This window comes from Peptoniphilaceae bacterium AMB_02, from assembly GCA_036321625.1.
In the GTDB taxonomy this organism is placed as follows: domain Bacteria; phylum Bacillota; class Clostridia; order Tissierellales; family Peptoniphilaceae; genus Microaceticoccus; species Microaceticoccus formicicus.
Genome location: CP143259.1, coordinates 1764374 through 1788278, shown reverse-complemented (window position 1 = coordinate 1788278; position 23905 = coordinate 1764374). Strand labels below are relative to the sequence as shown.

General features: G+C 35.0%; 18 protein-coding genes and 1 other annotated feature. Of the genes, 11 read left to right on the top strand and 7 right to left on the bottom strand.

The features are described from left to right. Positions 1 to 26: 26 nt before the first annotated feature. Positions 27 to 1073, bottom strand: coding sequence for an N-acetyl-gamma-glutamyl-phosphate reductase (gene argC, locus VZL98_08620; GenBank protein WVH62757.1), 1047 nt, complete (start codon positions 1071 to 1073; stop codon positions 27 to 29). Positions 1074 to 1310: 237 nt separating this feature from the next. On the opposite strand from argC, the gene VZL98_08615 reads away from it, so the two are divergent. From VZL98_08615 to VZL98_08605, 3 genes are all read left to right on the top strand, one after another. Then, a complete protein-coding gene (locus VZL98_08615) occupies positions 1311 to 3041 on the top strand; it encodes a cell wall-binding repeat-containing protein (protein WVH62756.1) in 1731 nt (576 codons plus the stop codon). A gap of 398 nt (positions 3042 to 3439) precedes the next feature. Further along, entirely contained in the window at positions 3440 to 4813 is a 1374-nt protein-coding gene (rpoN, locus tag VZL98_08610; GenBank protein ID WVH62755.1) for an RNA polymerase factor sigma-54, read from the top strand. A 58-nt stretch (positions 4814 to 4871) separates the two neighbouring features. Continuing rightward, positions 4872 to 5792, top strand: coding sequence for a DMT family transporter (locus tag VZL98_08605; GenBank protein WVH62754.1), 921 nt, complete (start codon positions 4872 to 4874; stop codon positions 5790 to 5792). 59 nt (positions 5793 to 5851) lie between these two features. Here the strand turns inward: VZL98_08605 and VZL98_08600 are convergent, their stop codons facing one another. Together VZL98_08600 and VZL98_08595 are read right to left on the bottom strand one after the other, a co-directional pair. Further along, positions 5852 to 7168 carry an ISL3 family transposase gene (locus VZL98_08600; protein WVH62753.1) on the bottom strand — a complete coding sequence of 439 codons (1317 nt, stop codon included), beginning with the start codon at positions 7166 to 7168 and terminating at the stop codon, positions 5852 to 5854. A gap of 213 nt (positions 7169 to 7381) precedes the next feature. After that, positions 7382 to 9313, bottom strand: a complete 1932-nt coding sequence (locus VZL98_08595) for a S9 family peptidase (protein ID WVH62752.1) — start codon at positions 9311 to 9313, stop codon at positions 7382 to 7384. Positions 9314 to 9985: 672 nt separating this feature from the next. Between VZL98_08595 and raiA the strand changes: the two genes are divergently transcribed. The 6 genes from raiA to VZL98_08565 all read left to right on the top strand — a co-directional run bounded on the left by raiA (position 9986) and on the right by VZL98_08565 (position 17241). Continuing rightward, positions 9986 to 10324: a ribosome-associated translation inhibitor RaiA gene (gene raiA / locus VZL98_08590; protein WVH62751.1), complete on the top strand. Its 339-nt coding sequence runs from the start codon at positions 9986 to 9988 to the stop codon at positions 10322 to 10324. 61 nt (positions 10325 to 10385) lie between these two features. Continuing rightward, entirely contained in the window at positions 10386 to 10526 is a 141-nt protein-coding gene (locus tag VZL98_08585; protein ID WVH62750.1) for a sigma 54 modulation/S30EA ribosomal C-terminal domain-containing protein, read from the top strand. Positions 10527 to 10627: 101 nt separating this feature from the next. Next, positions 10628 to 13351 carry a preprotein translocase subunit SecA gene (gene secA, locus VZL98_08580; protein ID WVH62749.1) on the top strand — a complete coding sequence of 908 codons (2724 nt, stop codon included), beginning with the start codon at positions 10628 to 10630 and terminating at the stop codon, positions 13349 to 13351. A gap of 44 nt (positions 13352 to 13395) precedes the next feature. Beyond that, a protein-coding gene (gene prfB, locus VZL98_08575; GenBank protein WVH62748.1) for a peptide chain release factor 2 occupies positions 13396 to 14500 on the top strand; the annotation gives its coding sequence in 2 pieces (ribosomal slippage) (positions 13396 to 13470 and positions 13472 to 14500; 1104 coding nt in all). Positions 14501 to 14592: 92 nt separating this feature from the next. Next, the gene (locus VZL98_08570; GenBank protein WVH62747.1) at positions 14593 to 16707 is read left to right on the top strand and encodes a Tex family protein; all 2115 of its coding nucleotides are present in this window, start codon (positions 14593 to 14595) and stop codon (positions 16705 to 16707) included. A gap of 54 nt (positions 16708 to 16761) precedes the next feature. Further along, positions 16762 to 17241, top strand: a complete 480-nt coding sequence (locus VZL98_08565; protein ID WVH62746.1) for a PTS glucose transporter subunit IIA — start codon at positions 16762 to 16764, stop codon at positions 17239 to 17241. Positions 17242 to 17279: 38 nt separating this feature from the next. On the opposite strand, the gene VZL98_08560 is transcribed toward VZL98_08565, so the two are convergent. After that, positions 17280 to 18026, bottom strand: a complete 747-nt coding sequence (locus VZL98_08560; GenBank protein WVH62745.1) for a cyclase family protein — start codon at positions 18024 to 18026, stop codon at positions 17280 to 17282. Positions 18027 to 18249: 223 nt separating this feature from the next. On the opposite strand from VZL98_08560, the gene VZL98_08555 reads away from it, so the two are divergent. Further along, on the top strand, positions 18250 to 19362 hold the full coding sequence (locus VZL98_08555; GenBank protein ID WVH62744.1) for a DUF3048 domain-containing protein: 1113 nt from the start codon (positions 18250 to 18252) through the stop codon (positions 19360 to 19362). 135 nt (positions 19363 to 19497) lie between these two features. Next, positions 19498 to 19685: a binding site (T-box leader), on the top strand. 30 nt (positions 19686 to 19715) lie between these two features. Then, positions 19716 to 21431: a proline--tRNA ligase gene (locus VZL98_08550; protein WVH62743.1), complete on the top strand. Its 1716-nt coding sequence runs from the start codon at positions 19716 to 19718 to the stop codon at positions 21429 to 21431. Positions 21432 to 21624: 193 nt separating this feature from the next. Here the strand turns inward: VZL98_08550 and VZL98_08545 are convergent, their stop codons facing one another. Genes VZL98_08545 through VZL98_08535 form a run of 3 tightly spaced genes read right to left on the bottom strand, consistent with a single transcriptional unit; the run spans position 21625 to position 23775 of the window. Beyond that, positions 21625 to 22539, bottom strand: a complete 915-nt coding sequence (locus tag VZL98_08545) for a SufD family Fe-S cluster assembly protein (protein WVH62742.1) — start codon at positions 22537 to 22539, stop codon at positions 21625 to 21627. Next, positions 22539 to 23276: an ATP-binding cassette domain-containing protein gene (locus VZL98_08540; GenBank protein ID WVH62741.1), complete on the bottom strand. Its 738-nt coding sequence runs from the start codon at positions 23274 to 23276 to the stop codon at positions 22539 to 22541. Before VZL98_08540 ends, VZL98_08545 begins: the two co-directional genes overlap by 1 nt. Positions 23277 to 23295: 19 nt before the next feature. Next, positions 23296 to 23775 carry a MarR family transcriptional regulator gene (locus VZL98_08535; GenBank protein WVH62740.1) on the bottom strand — a complete coding sequence of 160 codons (480 nt, stop codon included), beginning with the start codon at positions 23773 to 23775 and terminating at the stop codon, positions 23296 to 23298. Positions 23776 to 23905 lie beyond the last annotated feature (130 nt).

Genomic DNA, 23905 nt, shown 5'->3' with positions numbered 1-23905 from the left:
CTCCTTTAGTAAATTTGATTAGAAAACTATGGCCATAATGGGAGTTGTTCCAATCCCTTAGACTCGTCTAAACCAAACATTAGATTCATGTTTTGAAGGGCTTGACCGCTGGCTCCTTTAATCAGATTGTCAATAGCAGACATTATTACTATATAACCAGTAACCTCGTCTACCTTGATTGCAATGTCGCAGTAATTTGATCCGGCTACAGCCTTAGTCTTGGGAGTACTACCCGGTGGCAGAATCCTAATAAAGGCTTCATATTTATAGGTTTCGCCGTAAAGTTTAAGTAAATCTTCCTCGCTTATGCTGAATTCATTATTTAAATAAATTGTCGATAGTATTCCTCTTTGCATTGGGACCAAATGAGGTGTAAACAGTATCTTGGCAGGATTGTCGGATATTTTTGTCAATTGCTCTTCTATTTCCGGTATATGCCTATGAGTTCCTACTGAATATGGACTTATATTCTCTGTCGCTTGACAATATAGATTTCCGTCTCTGAGTCCTCTTCCTGCACCGGAGACACCTGATTTGCTATCAGAAATAATCGGTGCTTTTGGGGCTAGTCCTGCTTTAAATAACGGATACAAGCCTAAAATAATAGAAGTAGGATAACATCCCGGGTTTGCTATGAGATTTGTACCGGGGATATCACTTCTATGGATTTCAGGCAGTCCATAAACAGCCTCTTTTAATTCATCTTTTGCAATATGTGCAGTATCATACCATTTTTCATAGACCGCGGGATCGGACAATCTAAAATCAGCAGATAGATCGATTATTCTCAAACCTCTTTTAAAAGCAGCACTTACGGCTTTTTGAGTCAATCCATGAGGTAGTGCACAGAAAAGCAGATCTATCTCATCAAAATATGGATTATCCGAGATGTCCAATGAAGTAAACTTTTTATCTATATGCTTATATAGATTTGGATACAGGTCGGTAAACAAAACATCCTCTGAGTCCTTTGAATCGACAAATACGATCTCAACATCCTCGTGCTGTATCAAAAGTCTAACCAGTTCGGCTCCAGCATACCCACTGGATCCGAGAATTCCAACTTTTATCATAATATCACTCCTAAAATTTAAATCAGCTGACTCCACAACTGACTTTAAAACTGTATTATAGTAAATTATTATAATAATATACAAAAATTATCTAAAAGTCAAGAATAACAGATGTATTATGAATTTAGATACAGCATTAAAACCATAATGGAATATTATATTTATGTAAAGTTAAGGCATTCTAAAGTAACTTATGTTATTATAAAGAGGAGTAGATTAACCTTAAAGGAGAAATCAATGAAATATAAATTAAGTAGATACATAGCAGTCTTGGTACTTATCTTATTAATGAACAGTACAGTACAGGCTGATGATTTTTATACTGATATTTATAGAATATCCGGTGAGAATAGATATATTACAGCTGTTAAACTTTCAAAAGAAAACTATAAAAATTCAAACACTGTAATTCTAGCCAGTGGTGAAGCATTTGCAGATGCGATTTCCTCATCGCAGTTGGCTCGAAATCTTAGAAGTCCAATACTGCTTACGAATCAAAAAGAAATGCCTACTGAAACACTAAACGAAATAAAGAGGCTAAAGCCTAAAAAAGTGATAGTAATTGGAGGATATGAAACAGTAAATGAAGAACAGCTAAGCAGTTTGGATGTAGAAATTGAAAGAATATCAGGTAGTGACAGGTATGAGACTTCGGAGAAGATTCTCTTAAAACTTCAAGCCCTATACGATTTAGATTCTCAAATGGTATTGGTATCGGGAAAAAACTTTCAGAATATTGTGAGTGCCAATCAAATTGCGATATCTAAAAAGATACCGATGCTACTGGTAGGTGATAATTTGCCGTTAAGATACTATGGTAGACAATTTATTCAAGTCGGTGAATTGGATATGGACTCAAGTCCAATAGAAAAAATTACGGGAATAAATCCATATGAGATTTCGGCTAAGTGCTTTGCGATGTATAATAATGAGGATTTAAAACTGACCTTATGCAATGGTGAAAATTACACCGATGCCATGCTCGCTGCTTCTGAAGAATCGAATGTTCTTTTGACCAATCAAAATTATGTTAATGTTTACGCTTTAGACTTTTTAAAGAATTATAACTTTTCAAAAGTACAGATCTTAGGTGGTGAAGAATCCATAGAAGAATCGGTAATGCACCAGATCTATGGACTTGACAATAAAAACATAAAAAATACAAAACTACCTGATAAAATGACAGAGAATCATGAAGGAGACATAATGGTCTTGATGTATCATGATCTTAACTACTACAATGACAGGTATCGCAGAACTGAAGGGGCAATAAGAGCTGATATTATAAATCTATATAATAGAGGATATCTGCCTATTTCAATAGAAGACTATTATAATAATAATATCGATATAAAAGAGGGATACACACCTTATGTGCTGACTTTTGACGATGGCACCCCGAGTAAAATCGCTTTAAACAGGGACGGCAGCTTAAATAAGATATGTGCATTCTCAGTTTTAAAAGAATTGGAAAAAGAACTTCCTAACTTTAATGCAAAAGCAACTATATTTGTGAGTAGTAAATATCCATTTGGACAGGTAGATTTTATCTCGCAGAAGTTATATATGATAATTGAATCTGGAATGATAGTAGGTAATCATACTTTAACTCATGAGGATTTTAGTAAGCATCCTGATAAAATAGAAGAAGAGATTGCTCTTCAAAAACATAATTTGGAAAGCTATATTAATACCGACTACAATATAAATATATTTTCAATTCCATACAGTGTAAGCCTAAGTGAGGATGAGCATCAAAGAGTAAAAAAAGGCGAACATAATGGGATTAATTATGAGAATAAGATAATATTGGGCGGAGTACCTAATCCTACATTAGCACCGGGAAGATTTAATCAAGAAAAGTACATCATACCGAGAATAAGTGTACCCGGCGTAGCAACAGATAGAAAATTTTATGATTATATTAAATACTATGACGAAAATCCTGACAAGAGATATGTAAAATAATTGATAGTACTATAAACCCCTAGAACAGACGAAATAAAGTCTTGTTATAGGGGTGTTTTTTTGAGTATTGGATATTCAAGTTAAGATCATATGTATCTGAACTCATAGTTGACTTCTCATATAAATTAGGTAAAGAATTAATCACTGGTAGAAATCCATAAAGAAAATAAAATCTGAGTTTTAAATTGTCCTATATCGGCAAAACTAGATAAAAACAATATTATCTAAGAAATAACCGTATAGTTTATTTAGGTTAAATAAAGAGTTTATTAAATTTACAACATCTGGTGTAAATGATTATAGAATTGAAACTTTCGAATTTATAGAATATAATTATAAGTATATAAAAGACAAATAATACAATAATTATAATTATTGCTTTCAAAAGGGATGATATTATGCGTCACGGAGTAGAACTTTTTTTAGATCAAAAACAGGAACTGATATTATCGCCACAATTAAAGCAATCCATTGAAATTCTAAGATTTTCCATGGATGATTTAGTGAGCTTTCTAAAAGAACAAGCACTCGAAAATCCCATGATGGAACTTGAAGAGACTGAACAGACCAGAAGTATAGAAGAGGATATGAATAAGAAGACGGAGCGAGAAAATTTACTTGAACTTGCCAATAGATACGACTATCCAATGCCTTCAGGAGCTTCGTCCTCGGGAGAAGATCAGGAGTATTCATTTCTGGATTTCAGTTCTAAGAGTTCGACTTTGAAAGATGATTTATTATTTCAATTGAATGTTCTAGATATAGGTTATATGGAAAGACGAATAGGTGAAGAGATAATAGACCATTTGGACGACAATGGATATCTTAGAACAAAACCCGTTCTAATAGCAAATGAAATGGGAGTCGCAGAAGAAGATATCGAGGATGTTCTTCAAATAATCAGAGAGTTTGAACCTAAGGGGATAGCATGCGAAACTCTTGAACAGTGCTTATTACATCAGATTAAATCAGATGATTTAATTACAAGACAATTGATTGAAAATCACCTGGAAGATATTGCGTACAATAGAATGAATGTAATCAGTAAAACTCTGGGCATTTCGATAAAAGAGGTACTTGAGAAGGTTGAGTACATTAAAACACTGAATCCGAAACCGGGTGCATCTTATAATACCAATCAGCCAATAAAGTATATCGTACCCGATGCAACGATTGAAAAAGTAGATGAAGAATATCAGATAATAATGCATGATGAATATCTTCCTCAAATTCATATAAGCAGTAGTTATAGGAAGATGATATCAGAAGGTGATGAAGAAGCTGTAAAGTTTCTATCCAAAAAACTGAATGCAGCTGAGTGGATAATTTCGAGTATAGAGCAGCGTAAGTCTACTATACTAAAGATTTTGGAAGTTATAGTGGAAACCCAAGTCGAATTTTTTGACAAGGGAAGGAAGTACCTGGCTCCGATGAGTCAAAAGGAAGTTGCAGAAAAGTTGGACTTACATGAGTCAACCATCAGTAGAGCTACGACTGACAAATACGTCGATACACCTCAGGGGATACTGGAACTGAAGTATTTCTTCTCCACAGAGATGAAAACAGATTCAGGAGATGATGTGTCCTCAACTGCTATAATGGCAATGATAGAAGAAATAATAAACAAGGAAAACAAGAAGAAGCCGCTTAGTGATGCTAAGATTACAGAGATGCTCAATGAGAAAGGTATTGACATCTCCAGAAGAACGGTGGCAAAGTATAGAGAAAATATTGGAATACCAAAGTCATCGATGAGAAAAGTATATATATAAAAGATGATAAATCAGCTCATGAGAGCTGATTTTTAATGAATTTAATTTGGAGAAATAGATGGAAAAAGTAAATATAGACAGCAAGAGAGGATATTTTTATGCAATAGCCTCTGCTATAATTTTTGGAGTAACACCTCTAATTGCAAAAATGATATATGCACGCGGTGGAAATGCTATAAGCTTAGTTTTCTACAGGTTTTTTCTGCCTACACCTATACTCTATATAGCTGCGATTAAAACGGGATGCGAGGATATGAGCCTTAGTGTTTCAGAGTTTAAAAAACTTCTCATAATAGTACTCGGATATTCGACTACACCGCTACTGCTTTACAGTTCCTATAATTATATCTCTGTGGGAGCTGCCAGCACATTACACTTTACCTATCCGGTCTTTATTATGATTGGACTGGCTTACTTTTACAAATTAAAACCTAATAGAATAGAACTCATAAGCGTTATAATCGCAATGATCGGAATCTTTATGATAATGGATATAGACCAGCTTGACAGCTTTATAGGATTTACACTTGCCTTTGTTTCAGGGATTACCTATGCAGTCTATTCATTTTACCTGGATAAGAGCGGTTTAAATAGGATGAATATTTTCAAGATTTGTTTTTATATGGCAATTCTTTCATCCTTTATAGCACTGGTATTCTCACTATTAACCCAAAGTTTTGTCTACAGTTTCAGTTTGGAAACCTGGGTTTTAACTTTTGGATTTGCAGTCTCAATTTCGGTAATTGCAGTTGTGTTCTACCAGATAGGTATAAAACTGATTGGATCACAAAAAACTTCCATACTAAGTACATTTGAACCCCTTACCAGTATTGTACTCGGGCTTGTATTTTTCTCGGAGGTTTTGACCTTGCAAAAATCCATTGCAATAATATGCATAATAACTGCTTCTGTACTATTGGCAGTCTTTGGTGGAGATAAAAAACTTAAAGCTGATAATGCAGATAAATTGAATAATTAAATATAAAAGGTTCTTTGTCAAATAGTGTTGGTATATAAATTAATCACAAACTATTAATGTCAGGCAGCGTTAGCTGCCTGACGTTTTTTTACACTTACAGTGTCTTTTGGTACTATCATTTTCTTGCAAATTAATATTCGATTCCTAAAATGATAGTACGACCTGTATCCGAAAGCAACTCTTTTTAAACACTTAATAAAATTATTAATACCTTCTAAACATCCATTTGTAACATTGACTTCTAAGCAATTTTTTACGTACTCAAAGTCCTTTAAAAGCGTGTTAATACTAGTTTTCATAGCATCTGATACCTCATCTGAATAATATTCTAAATGTGCCTTTAAGGAGGCAATATCTCCGTTTTCTACATCCTTTAAAAGAATCTGATAACAATCATAAGTATTTAGAAGTGTTTTGTTGACACTAATACTATCCATAACCACATCTCTAGCACTTTTCCATCTTTCAAAATGTATCCACTTTCTAAAACCTGTAGAATTGAGCTTTAAATAAGGCTTTTGTATCAGCTTCCAATACCTTTTTAACCTTTTGTATTCCATTGAATACTTAGAAAAACTATTCATAACTTCTATTCTTGTTTTGTTCAATGCTCTAGATAAGTGGTTAACTATATGGAACTTATCAAATACTATCTTAGCATTAGGGAAAAGATCAGAAATTAGACTAATGTATGGCTGATACATATCTATACATATACTTTTAACCGATTCTCTAGCACATTCACTAAACCTAGAAAAATAGCGCTTAAGATAGTGTAATTGCCTGTTTTCAACAATATCGATAATATCATGAGTAATAGCATCACAGAAAATAAAGCTCATAGATCCTTTAGCAGTTTTTGTGGATTTAAACTCATCAAAACATAAATGTTCTGGTAAAAACTGATAATTAGGCTTAAACTGTTCAAAAGCTTGATCTACACATTTAGACACCGTAGAATGAGAAACATAATGTAAATTAGCAATATCTTTTTCACTTACTTTCATGGTCAAATTAGTTGTAATATGAGCTTTTACTCTATTAGAAATAAAACAATTCTTTTTAACAATATCAGTTTCAGCTATAAAAGTAGAATTACATTCCTTACATAAAAATCTCTGCTTTTTAAGTCTCAAGAAAGTAGGTTCGCCATTAAAAGGAAGAAGTTTAATATCAGAAGACTTAGTGCCGTGTTTAATAATGCTTGGGCTATGCACGTTACCACAAACGGGACAAACAGAAGCATTATAGGTAAGCCGGCCAAAAATCAAATTGTAAGAGATATTCTTCTTTTTAATCTTCTCGACATTTTCAAAAATCTCAATATTTTCATCTTTTAAATCTAATAAATTTAAGATATAATTACTAATAGACATAGTGGCCTCCTTATTTTTTTGTTGTAGTGATTAAATTATAAAGGAAATTGGTCACTATGTCTTTATTTTTTTAAAAGAAAATAGTGCCAGCAAAGAAACTAATATTTCTTCACCAACACTATAAATTATAGAGCCATATAAAAACGGAATGCGAGTAGGAAACAATGCATTCCGTTTTTTAGTTCATGAAATCAGCGTTTTTTGTGGATTAATTTAAATCTTAGTCATCCATTCTACTATTTCATTTAATCTTCGCCTACGATGAAGAGGCTTACCGGATCTTGATAGTTCGTGATTTTCTCCTTTAAATACCACCATTTTAGTCTCTATATCATGATAATTTAAAGCTAAAAACATCTGATGTCCCTGCTCGGGTGGACATCTATGATCCTCATCGGCATGGATTATAAGAGTGGGGGTAGTAATTCTATCTGCGTATTTTAAGGGAGACATATTCCACATATTCTCAAAATCTCTCCATGGTGTACCATCTACTTGGTCCTCTACAAAGTAGAAACCTATGTCTGAAGTTCCATACATACTGATCCAGTTGGAAATACATCTTTGAGTACAAGCTCGTTTAAACCTATCGGTATGACCGATTATCCAGTTCGTCATAAAACCTCCATAGGAGCCTCCCATAACACCAAGTCTTTCAGAGTCTATGTCATCGTACTTAGTGAGCACTTCGTCAGTAAATTTCATTAAATCCTCATAGTCTATAGAACCGTACTTACCTCTAATATCCATAAACTCATTACCTCTACCACAAGATCCCCTTGGATTCATGTAGAAAACATAGTAGCCAAGTGAAGCCAATAACTGCATTTCATGATGCAGTACCTTTCCAAAGACCGTTTTGGGTCCTCCATGTATCGACAGGATTGCAGGGTTCTTATCTTTTTTCGCGATAGGAGGGATGACATAGCCGTAGAAGTCTATTCCGTCATTTGAAAATTCAAAAGTTTCGACTTTAGAAATCTCGTAATCCTTCAGAAAACCATTATAATCAGATAATTTTTTAAAACCGTCATTAAACAAATGTATTTCCTGAGGCGAATTCTCATCCATATAGATTGTATAGATGCCTTTCGATACTACTATAAAATCATCTATGGAGCCGTTTGAATTGGTTACTTTTACAATATTTCCACTCAAATCCATATGGTACATATTAATCACATCGTTATCGGTAGAGAGGAAGTATAGTTTATCATTATAGACAATAGGATCGTCATTTGAACCCAGTCTTAAGTCTGTCCCAAGAGAATTACCGAAATTACTATCAAAAGATGGGGTCATTAATCTGACTTCTCCATTTTCATAAAAATAGATACCGGGATTCGTATTTAAACCGTATACTGATCTGTCTCTTGATTGGAAAACTATTTTATCTCCAAAATAATCCGGATTACACAATCCTTCTATATCCTTTAAGAGCAAATCTGTTTTATTGGTGCTCAAATCAAGTTCCATTAAATCAGACTTAAAACTAAATCTGGTAGTATATCTATTACTTGTAAAAAGGGCTTTTGTCTTGGATTTGTTAAGTTTTACAAAACTGACATTGGTAAGTTCATCGGTTATATCGATAACTTCGGATTTATCCCTATCGTATACTGCAAGTCTCGTTCTCTTTTTGTTTATATAACCTTTACCATTAAATCTATAAGGGAACTCATCAAAAACTAGGTAATCATCAGAGTCTATAGAGTCATCTTCTACGAACGGAACATAATTATACTGAATAAGGAATTTTGACTCGTCTATAGGAGTGAAATCAACCACATCTTTAGGAATATCCATATATAGAGAAGCTTCTCCGCCACCTATATTAATACTGTAGAATTTTGTGTGTTTTTCTTTTTTACTATCATCACTTTTTTTATTTTCCGATGAACCCCTATCCGAAGCAAATATTATATTTGAGTCATTCAGAAAATCGAAAGGTCCGGTAAGATTTTCAGATGTTAATTTGATTATAGAATCATCTTCTGTATTCAGTAGATGTATACAGGATTTGTAGGTATTGGACTCTTCATCTGTTCTACTTACCTTAAAAGCCAAGTTCATTTCATCTTGTGAGATTTTTAAACCACTTAAAAATCTAAATTCGTTTAATGTGTCAATATTGATTTTTTTCATATGCACCTCCACAATTTATATCATAACATTATTACACTAAAAATAGAATACGAACTGTGGGTAATTCCATAAAATTGTCGATAAGATTTAATGAGTTTATGATGTATCAAAGTAAATAGAATGCATTTTTAGAGACTCTTTCCAAAAATGTATATCAATGAATATATTTAAAACTATGCACATATTTTTTAGAATCTATTATAGGGTAAAAATAGTATGTCACAAATTAAACTGTCAATAACTATATATAGTGTATGAATTTATATAAAGAACTATATAAAGGATAAAATTCAAAGATTATTCATAAGACCAGGAGATGAAAATTGCATTATGCATATAAAAAAATTATTAAAAAAACCACTTATCCATATTTAAGCAGAATTTAAATTAGTTAATTTCAAGTTTTCCACAAAGTTATAAACATTATCCACAGCAATGTTGAAAAGTTATCCACATAGTGGATATTCATAATATACATAGATAGATATACATTTTGATTTTTTCATAAATCATATATCCTTTTAATATATGATGAAATTAATTAAAGTTCATTTAAAATTTTAATTAATTTATAAAAATCTAGATAAGTTTACATTAATAGTTAGTATTGTCCATACTTGGGTATTATTATAATAGTAATAAAGATTTTTCTTTATTAAAGGAGGCAGGAAAATGAGATTGAAATACAATGGTAAAAATGTTGAAGTGGGTAGTCAGCTAAGAGAAAAGGCTGAAAGAAAACTTTCTAAACTGGATAAGTACTTCCAAGAAGATATCGAAGGGAATGTTACATTCAGTATAGTAAAGAACCAAAAGATTGTTGAAGTTACAATTTTCTTACCCGGTACAATACTTAGAGCCGAAGAAAATACCGCAGAGTTTATGGATTCACTCGACAGAGCAGTGGATGCACTTGAAGCACAGATCAGGAAGCATAAGACTAAGCTTCCAAAAGAGATATTCAGGAGGAGAGACAATCAGATTCGAAGGCATTGCCGATACCGCCCCTGAAGTAGATAGTTATTCAGAAAAACCACAGGTAGTTAGAGTTAAAAGATTCGGTTTAAAACCAATGTCTGTCGATGAAGCAATACTTCAAATGGAACTATTGGGGCATAATTTCTTCGTATTCTTGGAGGCTGAAACTGATTTAGTACAGGTGGTCTATAGAAGAAAAGACGGAAACTATGGCTTGATAGAGCCTGAATTTTAATAAACACTAATATAAGACACCCTATGTGGTGTCTTTTTTGTTTGTACTTAATGACTATAAGTGGTAAAATTAAGAGTGGAAGATTATTAAGAGGTGATAAAATGGGATTATTAGCAAAGATATTTGGAACTTCCGATCAAAGAGAAATTAAGAAAATTAACCCGATAATAGATAGCATTATGAACTTGGATTCAGAGATGTCAATTTTAAGCGACGATGAGCTTAAGGCAAAGACACAGGAGTTCAAGGATAGATTAAGTCAAGGTGAAACTCTGGATGACATTCTACCTGAGGCATTTGCCGTAGTTAGAGAGGCGTCCTATAGAGTTCTTGGGATGAAGCAATATAGAGTGCAGTTAATCGGTGGTTTAATTCTACACCAAGGTAGAATAGCAGAAATGAAGACAGGTGAAGGAAAAACACTTGTAGCTACACTGCCTGCGTATTTAAATGCACTGGAAGGAAAAGGCGTGCATATAGTTACAGTAAACGACTACCTTGCAAAGCGTGACCGTGACTGGATGGGAAAAGTCTATGAATTTCTTGGATTATCAGTAGGTTGTATTATATATGGACTTACTAATGATGAAAGAAGAGAAAACTATGCATGTGATATAACTTATGGAACGAATAACCAATACGGATTTGATTATCTAAGAGATAATATGGTTGTCTACAAGGAAGAAATGGTTCAAAGAGACCTTCATTATGCGATAGTCGATGAGGTTGACTCCATACTTATAGACGAGGCCAGAACTCCGCTTATAATATCTGGAGAAGGAGACAAATCCACAGACCTTTACAAACAAGCAGATAACTTTGCCAAGGGTCTTTCTATGAGAAAACTCGAACCGGGCGAAGATAAGGTCGATCCTTTCGACAGAGAAATTAAAGTAGAAACAGTGGATGTTGTAGTAGATGAAAAAAAAAAGACTGCCAACTTAACCGAGCAAGGAACCGGTAAAGCTGAGAAGTACTTTGGCATAGAAAACCTATCAGATCCTGAAAACATGGAGATAGCTCACCATATCAATCAAGCATTGAAAGCAAGACATACCATGCACTTGGATATAGATTATGTCGTAAAGGATTCAGAAGTACTTATAGTTGATGAGTTTACCGGACGTATTATGGAAGGTAGAAGATATAGCGACGGGCTTCACCAGGCAATAGAAGCCAAAGAAAATGTATCCGTAAAAAGCGAGTCCAAGACTCTTGCTACCATCACTTTCCAGAACTACTTTAGAATGTACTCTAAATTGGCAGGCATGACCGGTACAGCTAAGACAGAAGAATCCGAGTTCTCAGAAATTTACAATATGGACGTTGTCGAGATACCGACAAATAAGACCGTAGTAAGAAAAGACTTGGACGATGTTGTATATATAAATGAAGAGGCAAAACTAAGAGCCATAGTTGATGAGATAGAAAAAGTTCATCAAACCGGACAACCTATTCTGGTTGGTACAATATCCATAGAAAAATCCGAAGAACTCAGTAATATGCTTAAGAGAAGAAGGATTAAGCATGATGTGCTAAATGCAAAACATCATGATAGAGAGGCTGAAATTGTTGCACAAGCCGGAACATTTGATACAGTAACAATCGCAACCAATATGGCAGGACGTGGTACGGATATCGTACTGGGTGGAAATCCAGATGTAAAAGCTAAACTGGAAATGAAAAAAGAAGGATATTCTGATGAAATCCTTGAAGAAGTCGACAGTTTTGCTGAAACTAAAGACGAAGAAATACTTGCTGCAAGAAAAGTATATAATAGCTTAAAAGACAAATATAAAGTAGAAACAGATGAAAATGCAAAAAAAGTAATAGATGCAGGCGGACTGTTTATCATAGGTACTGAAAGACATGAGTCCAGACGTATTGATAACCAGCTTAGAGGTAGATCCGGTAGACAGGGAGACCCTGGTTCATCGAAGTTCTTTATTTCATTATCTGACGATTTAATGAGATTATTCGGGGGAGAATCAATACAGAGATTTATTGGCGGAAATACTTTCCCTGAGGATGAACCGATTGAGGCTAAGGTTTTAACCGGAGCTATTGAAAGAGCTCAAAGAAAAGTAGAGGCAAATAACTTTAGTATTCGTAAGCATGTCCTTGAGTATGACGATGTTATGAACCTACAAAGAAATGTTATCTATAAAGAGAGGAAATCCGTACTTGACGGTGCAGATATGAAATCCAATATAATGACAATGTTGGAGCAGCTTGTAGACGGAGCCATGATGACATTTGCATCTGCCGACAGACCTGAAGAATGGGAAACAGAAGGACTGTTGAACTATCTAGGCAATATCTATCTGCCTAAAGGAGCTCTTAAGATAACTTCTATCAGTGATTTTGATAGAAACAGTTTTAGGGATTATATCCTGGATGTAAGTAAAAAACTGTACGAAGAAAAAGAAAAGGAAATCGGCTCAGAAGCCTTCAGAGAAATAGAGCGTATCATCCTATTAAAAGTCGTAGACAGCAAGTGGATGGATCATATAGATGCAATGGATCAGCTAAGACAAGGTATAGGGCTTAGATCATATGGACAGGAAAACCCTGTAAGAGCATATGAAAAAGAAGGTTACGACATGTTCGAAGATATGAATCATTCCATCATAGAAGATACAATCAGGATGCTTTACCATGTAGAAAATCCTGAAAGAATGGAAAGAAAAGCTGTGGCAAAACCGACCAGAACTTCAGATGAACAACAAAAACCCATAGTCAAGGGAAGAAAGATTGGACGTAATGAACTCTGTCCATGTGGAAGTGGAAAGAAATATAAGAGATGCTGTGGTAAGAACGAATAGTCTATCAAAGTACAAATAGAATTACCAGCTAAGGAAGTGAATATATGAACGATATCAATGAAATACGAGATAGAATCTCTCATATTGAAGAAACAATAAAAGAATTGGGTGTTTCACTTTGACATCGCCAATAAGAAAAAAAAGATATTGGAGCTAGAGGAGAAGACTACAGCTACAGGCTTTTGGGATGATGTAGATGCTGCTCAAGCGACAATCTCCGAACTCAAGAGTTTAAAAGATATAACAGATGATTATGAAGAGATACACGATAAACTCGAGGACTTACAAATAATGACTCAGATGATTATTGAAGAAGAGTCCTTTGAGTTCTTGGAAGAACTTGAAGTTTCAACAAAGGCGGCAGAAAAACTGATGTCCCAGTTTAAATTGAAATCGCTCCTGTCAGGAGAATTCGATGCAAATAATGCCATAGTTTCTATTCATGCCGGTGTTGGCGGTTTGGAAGCTCAGGATTGGGCGGAAATGCTACTGAGAATGTATTCCAGATGGATATCGGATAAGGGTTATAAACAGATTATAACTGACTATAACTCCGATACCGAAGGTGGAATTAAATCAGTAACATTTATGGTAAATGGATACAATGCATATGGGTACTTGAAAAGTGAAAAGGGAGTTCATAGACTGGTTAGGATTTCACCATTTGATACCTCCAGTCGTAGACATACCTCATTTGCAAGTATTGATGTCTTCCCTGAATTGAATCCTACCGATAAAGTGGATATTAACGATTCTGACTTGAAAATCGACACCTACAGGGCATCCGGAGCAGGGGGACAACATGTAAATACTACTGATTCAGCCGTTAGAATTACTCATATTCCAACCGGCGTAGTAGTACAATGTCAATCTGAGAGATCTCAAATCTCAAACCGTGAAACTGCAATGAGAATGCTATATGCAAAACTCAAGCAGATAGCAGAAGAGGAACAAAAAGAGAGAATCGAGGATATACAAGGGAAATATACTCAAATTGGCTGGGGTTCTCAGATTAGATCCTATGTATTTCATCCATATCAAATGGTAAAAGATCATAGAACGGAAGCTGAGACAGGTAATGTTTCAGCGGTTATGGATGGAGATATAGATATGTTTATTAACGAATACCTAAATGTCAATGCAGGTTAAAACTTAAAAACAACTAACAAAACAGGGTATTTACCCTGTTTTGATACATATTATGGGATGAGTGGAAAGATACAAATGTTAAGGGGGCAATAATGAATATTTTAGAAAAAATCGCCGATGAACTGAAACTTAAGAAAGAACAAGTTGAAAAATCAGTTGAATTACTCGACGAAGGAAATACCATACCTTTTATAGCGAGATACAGAAAGGAAGTAACAGGCAATCTAACAGATGAAATTTTAAGGGAACTCGATTCTAAACTTAATTATTATAGAAATCTTGAAAAGCGAAAAGAGGATGTAATTAGACTAATAGATTATCAAGGTAAATTAGATGATGAGTTAACAATAAAAATTCACACTGCTCAAACCCTACAAGAGGTTGAAGACATATACCTTCCATTTAAACCGAAGAAGAGAACTAGAGCAACAGTTGCTGAAGAAAAAGGCTTAAGACCTTTGGCCGAATTTATTCTTTTAAATGAGTCGAGTATGGAAGAATTAAATGAATACGCCTCTACATTTATAGATGAAGAATTGGAAGTTAATTCCGCTGAAGAAGCAATCAACTATGCAAAGGATATAATTGCAGGCGATGTCAGCGAGAACGCAGATATAAGAGGATATATCAGAGATAGAGGAATGATGACGGGAATCATCAATTGTGAAAAGACTGACTCCTCCGAAGAAAATGGAGTTTACAGCAATTACTACGACTATTCCGAAAAAATAAGATCAGCAGCAGCTCATAGAATACTTGCTATAAATAGAGGAGAGAAAGAAGATCAACTCAGAATCAAAATAGAACTTGAAGATGATTCCAACTTAAATAAAATCAGAAGAATTTACAATAAGAACACTAAAGGATTCTATAAAGATATAATAGATGAGGCGATAATAGACTCATACAATAGATTGATACTGCCTCAAATTCAAACGCAGATTAGAAAAGAATTAAAAGAATTTGCCGACAGTGAATCCATAAAAGTATTTTCATATAATTTAAAACCTTATCTAATGCAAAGTCCTATTAAAGGCAAAGCTATAATCGGAATGGACCCTGGATTTAGAACTGGATGTAAGCTTGCCGTGATATCAGAATTCGGTGAATATTTGGACAGTGCACAAATATTTCCGGTAAAACCATTTGAAAGAATCTCAGAATCGAAAAAGAAGATGTTAGAATTTATAGAGAAATACGATGTCGGATTAATAGCGCTGGGAAATGGAACTGCCAGTAGAGAAACCGAGATTTTTGTGGTTGATATTATTAGGGAAGTATCGAACAGAAAACTGGCATATGTCATTGTAAATGAGTCCGGTGCTTCTATTTACTCGGCTTCAGAACTAGCGAGACAGGAATTTCCCGATTTGGATGTAACTATCAGAGGAGCAATTTCAATTGCAAGAAGACTTCAAGATCCTTTAGCGGAACTTGTAAAAATAGAACCTAAACATATAGGAGTAGGTCAGTATCAGCATGATGTAAATCAAAAAGAACTCGATGAAGCTCTCGAAGGAGTTGTTGAATCCTGCGTAAATACCGTCGGGGTTGATATAAATACCTCTTCAGGTGCATTACTAAAATATGTTGCGGGAATAAGTGCAAAAATCGCTGAAAATATTCTTGAATATAAGAGAGAAAAAGGACTTATCAAAACCAAAAATGAATTAAGGACAATTAAGGGAATAGGACCTAAGACCTATGAACAATGTGCAGGTTTCATTAGAATTCCCGAATCGGATAATCCGCTAGATAATACCGGAGTACATCCAGAATCTTATGCTGAAGCTGCAAAAGTCATGGAGATGGATCTGGACAAAATAGACGTAGCGACGGTATCTGAAGATTTAGGAATAGGAATACCAACTCTTAAGGACATAATCCACGAGCTTAAAAAACCCGGAAGAGATCCTAGAGAAGAGATGCCGGCACCGGTTTTAAGATCAGATGTACTGACCATGGATGACTTAGAAGAAGGAATGATATTATCCGGAACGGTAAGAAATGTCGTAGATTTTGGAGCATTTGTAGACATTGGCGTAGGAACGGATGGACTTGTTCATATTTCCGAGATTTCAAACTCATATATTAAACATCCGTCAGATGTTTTGAAAGTTTCAGATGTTATAAAGGTATCTGTAATAAGTATAGACAGAAAGAGAGAAAAAATAGGTTTAAGTATAAGAAATGCCAAGAATAAATAATAGAATGTTTTAATAATTGGCTTTTGGGTATTTTAAAACTAAAGGGGGATGTATATGTTTAATATTTTTAAAAAGAAACCTAAAGAAGTTGAAATATTTTCACCAATCGATGGAAAACTAATAAAACTGGAAGATGTTGACGATCCAGTTTTCTCAGGAAAAATGATGGGTGACGGATTTGCAGTGGAAGCTGATGACTCTATAGTCAAAAGTCCTGCTGATGGAGTAATATCAATACTTCATGAGTCACATCATGCATTCGGAATTACTACCGATGACGGATGTGAAATACTGGTACATGTTGGGATGGATACAGTAGGACTAAAAGGTTTGGGATTCAAACCGTTAAAATCCAAAGGAGATAAAGTAAAAGCCGGAGACCCAATACTAGAAGTAGACTTTGATTTAATAAAAGACAAAGTTCCTTCCACACATACGCCGGTAGTGGTTACAAACATAGACGATTACGATATTTTAAAACTCGACTTAACCGTTTCCGGAAATGATTCTGTAATGAAAGTTATCAAAAAATAACTGAAAACCCCGTTTAAAACGGGGTTTTTTAATTTCTATCACTCATTTAATTTTGGCCTAATTCCTATACATCTGGCGGTGAAGCCGGTTCCGTTTACAATATTAGGATAACCTACAATTATAACGCCGCCGACTGCCGGCATTTTGTCAAGATTTGCCATAAGTTCTACTTGGTAGATGTCCTTGGACAGTACATAAGTTTCAACGTCCAGCCAGCCGGATTCTCTACTGAGCATGCTTGCGTCGGTATCGGAAGTCTCGTGTCCTATTGCCTTTACCTTTCTCTCCTCAATCAGGTATTTGCAAGCTTCAAGAGACCATCCCGGATAATTTGAAACACCATCTTCGTCAATATTGTCGAAATTCTCAACTCTCTTACACCAATCTGTTCTAAGAGCAACGAATGAACCTTCCGGGATTTCGCCATATACTTTTTCAAACTCGATGATATCTTGTTTGTTTATCGCATAATTCGCATTTTCCTTTGCTTCTGCTGATTTATCTATTACCACTAATGGGAGAATTGCATCGGATAGTTCTAGCTCATGAAGGTATCTACCCGGTTCGTAGAAATGTACAGGAGCATCGATATGCGTTGCATACTGTCCTACGATAGTATACTCCTTGGCTAAAAATCTATGTTCTTTAAAATTGTATACAACTCTTTCTTTAACGGCATCAAATCCTGCCCAGTGCGGAGTTTCAGCAGCAACTGGATGTGAGAGATCTACTATTTCACAAGTTTCCTTAAGCTTTATCAAATCATTCCATAAATTCAAAGTCATATAATACCTCCTACTCGTTCTTATTTATATTATATATTATTGTACCATACAGTAGTAGAATCATAAAGTACCCATAGATAAGTATGTAGTGTTTTAAAAACAAGAGACATAAAAAAACGACTCATTAATGTTAATTGAATAACATAGACTTAGAAAAATCAGAGTGTATTTATAGATACCCAACTCCAAATATGTTATAATTAATCAGAAGAGAGGTGTCTATATGAAAAGAATATTAATTATTCTGCTTTCGACTTTTTTGCTTTTTACTGCATGTAATAAACCGGCAGATGTAGAGAAAGAAAAGACTGAAGATGCAGAAGTAGTAGATAAAGCAGAAGAGGAAAGAAAGAAAAAGGAAGCTGAAGAAAAGAAGAAAAAAGAGGAAGAAGAAAGACAAGCTGCTGAAGAAGCCAAGAGATTAGAAGAGCTTAAAAATGCTCCGAAATCGCCAATATCAGGCCTTCCTGTGGATAAAGAAGTTTTAAACAACAGAGTTATAGGTTTTATGATAGACAATCATGTTCAAGCTAGACCACAGTCGGGTTTATCTAAAGCTGAAACCATTTACGAGTATGAAGTTGAGAGCAATATTACCAGATACTTGGCATTGTTTTTAGCAAATGATGTTGAATCAATAGGGCCGGTCAGATCTCTAAGACCATACTTTATAAACAGTCTTATGGAATATGACGGTATTATTACCAGGTATGGCGGATCTGATGATGCAGACTATGATGTATATGATCTTGGAATCGATGAAATCGATGGAATGAAGGTTGCCGGATCTTATATATGGAGGGACAGTAGCAAAGGGAAAGTCGCTCCGCACAATGCATATTCATCAACATCTGCAGCAAGACAGGCTGCTGAAAATATGGGCTTCCATTCAGGAGAAGCTAAAGGTGTATTTGAGTTTAATCTTGAAGATACTACTCCAAAGGGAGAGCCTGCTACCAGAGTATTCTTGAATTTCAGTTCATCCACAGCTGTGGAATTTAAGTATGATGAAAATACCAAGACCTATGACAGATATGTTGCAGGAACGCAGCATGTAGACGAATTGGATGGAACAGAAATCAAAGCAAAGAATATAGTAATTCAACTGGTTGAGATGGGCTATTATCCTAACGGTGTACATAGAACCGTCGGCAATATCGGAAGTGGAAAGGGTTATTATATTTCAGACGGCATTGTAACTGAAATTGAGTGGTCCAAAGCTGACAGACAGTCAAAGACAGAATACAAGGATTCTGAAGGCAATCCACTTAAGTTAAATCCCGGACAAACATGGGTTGAGATGTTTAATTTGGCTAAGGAATACGTAATAGAATAATATACTATTAAACCTCGATAAGGAAGACTATCGGGGTTTCTTATCTGAGAATAAAGCTAAAGAGATTGTTTAATTGTTTGTTTATTAAATAAAAAACACTATTAATTTGACTAAGTAAATCATAAATGATATTATATTTATGCGATGAAAAGAAATAGTAATGTGAACTAGTGATTAAGCGAGAAGAGAGATGGTGTGAGCTCTTTATCAAATAGTACATGAACCCGTCTTGGAGCAGTTGGGTCAGCGCCTTATAGCTGTTAAAGGTGGAGCTTTACAGCTCTATTAGAGTGGTACCGCGTGAGTTATCTCCCGTCTCTTGTAGACGGGAGTTATTTTTTTGGAGGGATATTATGAAAATGTCAAAATTTTATATGCCGACACTTAAGGAGAATCCTGTAGAAGCAGAAGTAGAAAGTCACAAACTATTACTTAGAGCGGGAATGATAAGAAGATCGGCATCGGGAATCTATTCTTACCTACCTCTTGGTTACAGAGTAGTAAGAAAGATTGAAGAAATTGTAAGAAGGGGAATGGATGATTGTGGATCGCAAGAAATACTTATGTCTGCAATTCAGCCAAAAGAGATTTGGGAAGATTCGGGAAGATGGGATGTTTACGGTCCTGAGATGTTTAAATTATACGACAGAAACAATAGACAGTTCTGTTTAGGGCCAACTGCCGAAGAGTATTTTACTACACTTGTCAAAGGCGAGATAAGATCATATAAACAATTGCCACTTACAATTTATCAAATTCAAACCAAGTACAGAGATGAAAAAAGACCTAGATTTGGTATAAATAGAGCAAGAGAGTTCCTAATGAAAGATGCGTATAGTTTTGATGCCGATCAAGAGTCATCAGATGAATCCTATATGGTTCAGTGGAGAGCGTATGAGGCTATATTCGATAAGCTAGGACTCGAATATAAAATCGTTCAAGGTGATTCCGGTGCTATGGGTGGAGATAAATCCCATGAATTCATAGCATTATCAGAGGTTGGAGAAGGTGAGATTGCCTATTGTGATTCTTGTGATTATGCAGCGACTGACGAAAAGGCTGAGGTTATCTTTACACCTGTGGATGCCGATGAAGAAATGGAAGAGATGAAGGTAGTTCATACACCTGATGCCACTACGATTATGGCTCTAGCTGATTTTATGGGAGTTAGCCGTAAAAAAACTTGTAAGGCTATAGACCTTGAAGTAAGTGGAGAACCTGTACTGGTATTTATTCCTGGAGACAGAGAACTTAATATGACCAAAATTGCAAATTATCTAGAAGTTCCTGAACATGAGATTGAAATGGCAACAGATGAAACAATCAGAAGGATAACCGGAGCTGAGCCTGGATTTACCGGACCGGTAGGACTTAAAGAAAAAGTAAGAATCATTGTGGATAAGAGAATTGCCGAGTCTAAAAACCTGGTAGTGGGAGCAAATAAGACGGATCATCATATTTCAGGCGTCAATTTTGGAAGAGATTTTACAGGTGAGATTGCAGAAGATTTAGTACTGGCTAAGCAAGGGGATAAATGTCCTAAATGCGGCAGTAAACTAAAATTTGCAAGAGGAATTGAAGTAGGTAATATATTCCAATTCGGTACGAAATACTCAAAACCTTTGAACGCAACTTTCCTAGACGAAAACGGAGTCGAAAAACATTTCATGATGGGTTCTTACGGTATAGGTATAACCAGATCTGTTACTGCCATTATTGAACAAAACCACGATGAAAGAGGTATTATTTGGCCATTGGTAGTAGCTCCATATCATGCAATAATTACAGTTATAAATTCCAAAGACGAAGAGCAAAACAGTCTTTCTGAAGAAATATACAAACAGCTCAGATCAAAAGGAATTGAAGTACTGCTTGATGACAGAAGAGATAGAGCAGGAGTTAAATTTGCAGACAGAGACCTAATAGGGATTCCGCTAAGAATCACAGTAGGTAAAAAAGCGGGAGAGAGAGTAGTTGAATTCTCCACCAGAAGAGAAGGAGAAAACTCCGAAATAACAGCTGACGAAGCCATAGAAAAAGTTATTGAAATGGTGAATGAAGCATTATAAAAATAAAGAGGGTCGTGTCAGGTTAAACTAAAATCTGATACTACCTTCTTTTTTATGAGAAACGTGTTTAGTCTTTACTTTAAATTAGGTATTTTTACAGATTAATAAATTATGAAAAAAAGGCCCTATCATTGCGATAGGGCTACTTTAATTTAAGGAGCTATTTGTAGCTCTTTATTTTATCTCACTTATTTTATCTTAGAAAGCCTGAGACGATTTCTTCTTCGGCTTCTTCTTCACTCATGCCCAGAGTCATAAGCTTATTAATCTGATCGCCGGCTATTTTGCCTATGGCTGCTTCATGAATCAGCATTGCATCAACATGTTTCGCAGTTACATCGGGAACTGCTTTGACGGTAGCTTCATCCATGATTATGGCATCACATTCAGAATGTCCGATACATTCGTTATTCCCGTTAATAATAGAGGTGAAAACCTGACTTGATTTTCCCTTTGCCACTGAACGAGAAACTATATTTGTACTGGAACCTTTACCATTGAGTTCTATTTGAAAATCGGTGGTCGCCAACTGAGTTCCACTGGTCATTATGATTTCTTTTGTGACAAGAGATGCATTGTCTGCGAGATCTGCCTTAGTAACTCTTCTTGTGGAGTCTACACCATTTATTTGAACACTTTCCATTTCCATAGAACTGCCTTCATCGAGGTGAATAACTGTTATAGGATTTAGGACATTTTCACCTGTACCTCCACCTTCGCCATAGTGTTTCTCTACATATTTTACTTTGGAATTTTTACCTACATAGAAAGTGTGGATACCGTCGTGCTGAGTTAGATGACTCCCGTCATTATGGATTCCGCAGCCTGCTACTATTACGACATCACTATTTTCTCCTATATAAAAATCATTGTATACCATTTCCGTAATTCCACCGGTATCAATGACTACCGGGATATGAACGAATTCACTTACTGTACCCGGCTTTATAATTATATCTATACCCGGGTTATCGGTTTTATTTACAATCTCAATATTCTTTGTGCTTTGTCTACTACTCGTTTTACCATTTAATCTTATATTATGCGCACCTTGAGGTTTACCCTTTAAATCTGCAACAACTTCAAGTATATGATCGGCGATTTTCATTATATAACAACCTCCCTTATGCAGCATTCACAGTCGTCAGGATGTCCCATTAACATAGGATATATTTCATCATGAGTTCCTATTCGTTTAATTTCACCATCTTGTAGAAGCACAATCTGATCTGCTATATTTAATATCCTCTCTTGATGTGAAATTATGATTATACTTCCTTCTGTTTTCTTTCTGAGTCTCCTAAATATGGAAATAAGATTATTAAAACTCCACAGGTCTATTCCCGCTTCAGGTTCATCAAAGATAGTAAGTTTGACCTCTCTCGCCATGAGTGTGGCGATTTCAATTCTCTTTAACTCTCCACCGGAAAGACTGTCATTTAATTCCCTTTCAATATAATCTGCTGCACAGAGTCCTACATCGGATAAGTACACACATGCTTCATCGCTTGTGATATCTCTTCCATGAGAAATACGAAGAAGATCTTTTACCATCAAACCCTTAAATTTAACCGGAGCTTGAAATGCATAGCCTATTCCAAGCTTAGCTCTCTCATGGATATCCATTTTGGTTATGTCGACACCGTCAAAAATTATCCTACCTGAAGTAGGCTTCTCTAAACCCATAATCAGCTTTGCCAAAGTAGATTTACCACTTCCGTTTGGACCTGTAATAACTACATATTTATTATCCTCAATACTTAAATTGATATTCTTTAAAATATGTTTTTTTCCGTTACCATTTTCAGTTTCCACCTCGTAACAGATATCAATTAATTCCAACATTATACTCCCTCCCAGTATATTATACTAAATCAGCCATACATTCACTTGAATGCATGCAATCAAACTCACAAACCTCAAGCATTGCAATATAATCTAAAAAATCCATTATCGTAGACCTCTGTTCATTGCTTAGATTTGAAAAATACTTACATATTTCATGATTTCCAATTTTATGATAATCACGATAGCTATTAACTACCTCGACACCTTTTGGAGTTAATGTATAATATTTTTCCTTTTTATTACTATCTTTTAGGAATCTTGATACAAGATTCTTTTTTTCGAGTGAATTTCCCCACTGAGTAATTGCACCTCGGGTGACCATAAGTTCTTTAGACAATTCGACTGCGTTGCTATTGGGGTTTTCGAAAACTGCATTTATAAAAACAAGCTCTGAACAAGTTAAATCAGGTTTTCCTATTTTAGAGCTGACGATTTTACGCTGTTTATCAAGCTCATCAATTGTAGTAAATAATTTACTTAATATGAGACATTTCATTGGTTTCCTCCTTAGCTATAGTATACATCACAGAATCATTAAGGTCAATATTGTTAAGTGGCTAAACAAAAAATATGATAAAAAATCGTTAAAAATAAAATATTTTGCATAAACACTTGACATTGCTGGG

Bases quoted from the DNA above. Each gene is read 5' to 3' on its own strand.
- argC (WVH62757.1), bottom strand. From the start codon at position 1,073: ATGATAAAAGTTGGAATTCTCGGATCCAGTGGGTATGCTGGAGCCGAA.
- VZL98_08615 (WVH62756.1), top strand. From the start codon at position 1,311: ATGAAATATAAATTAAGTAGATACATAGCAGTCTTGGTACTTATCTTA.
- rpoN (WVH62755.1), top strand. From the start codon at position 3,440: ATGCGTCACGGAGTAGAACTTTTTTTAGATCAAAAACAGGAACTGATA.
- VZL98_08605 (WVH62754.1), top strand. From the start codon at position 4,872: ATGGAAAAAGTAAATATAGACAGCAAGAGAGGATATTTTTATGCAATA.
- VZL98_08600 (WVH62753.1), bottom strand. From the start codon at position 7,168: ATGTCTATTAGTAATTATATCTTAAATTTATTAGATTTAAAAGATGAA.
- VZL98_08595 (WVH62752.1), bottom strand. From the start codon at position 9,313: ATGAAAAAAATCAATATTGACACATTAAACGAATTTAGATTTTTAAGT.
- raiA (WVH62751.1), top strand. From the start codon at position 9,986: ATGAGATTGAAATACAATGGTAAAAATGTTGAAGTGGGTAGTCAGCTA.
- VZL98_08585 (WVH62750.1), top strand. From the start codon at position 10,386: ATGTCTGTCGATGAAGCAATACTTCAAATGGAACTATTGGGGCATAAT.
- secA (WVH62749.1), top strand. From the start codon at position 10,628: ATGGGATTATTAGCAAAGATATTTGGAACTTCCGATCAAAGAGAAATT.
- VZL98_08570 (WVH62747.1), top strand. From the start codon at position 14,593: ATGAATATTTTAGAAAAAATCGCCGATGAACTGAAACTTAAGAAAGAA.
- VZL98_08565 (WVH62746.1), top strand. From the start codon at position 16,762: ATGTTTAATATTTTTAAAAAGAAACCTAAAGAAGTTGAAATATTTTCA.
- VZL98_08560 (WVH62745.1), bottom strand. From the start codon at position 18,026: ATGACTTTGAATTTATGGAATGATTTGATAAAGCTTAAGGAAACTTGT.
- VZL98_08555 (WVH62744.1), top strand. From the start codon at position 18,250: ATGAAAAGAATATTAATTATTCTGCTTTCGACTTTTTTGCTTTTTACT.
- VZL98_08550 (WVH62743.1), top strand. From the start codon at position 19,716: ATGAAAATGTCAAAATTTTATATGCCGACACTTAAGGAGAATCCTGTA.
- VZL98_08545 (WVH62742.1), bottom strand. From the start codon at position 22,539: ATGAAAATCGCCGATCATATACTTGAAGTTGTTGCAGATTTAAAGGGT.
- VZL98_08540 (WVH62741.1), bottom strand. From the start codon at position 23,276: ATGTTGGAATTAATTGATATCTGTTACGAGGTGGAAACTGAAAATGGT.
- VZL98_08535 (WVH62740.1), bottom strand. From the start codon at position 23,775: ATGAAATGTCTCATATTAAGTAAATTATTTACTACAATTGATGAGCTT.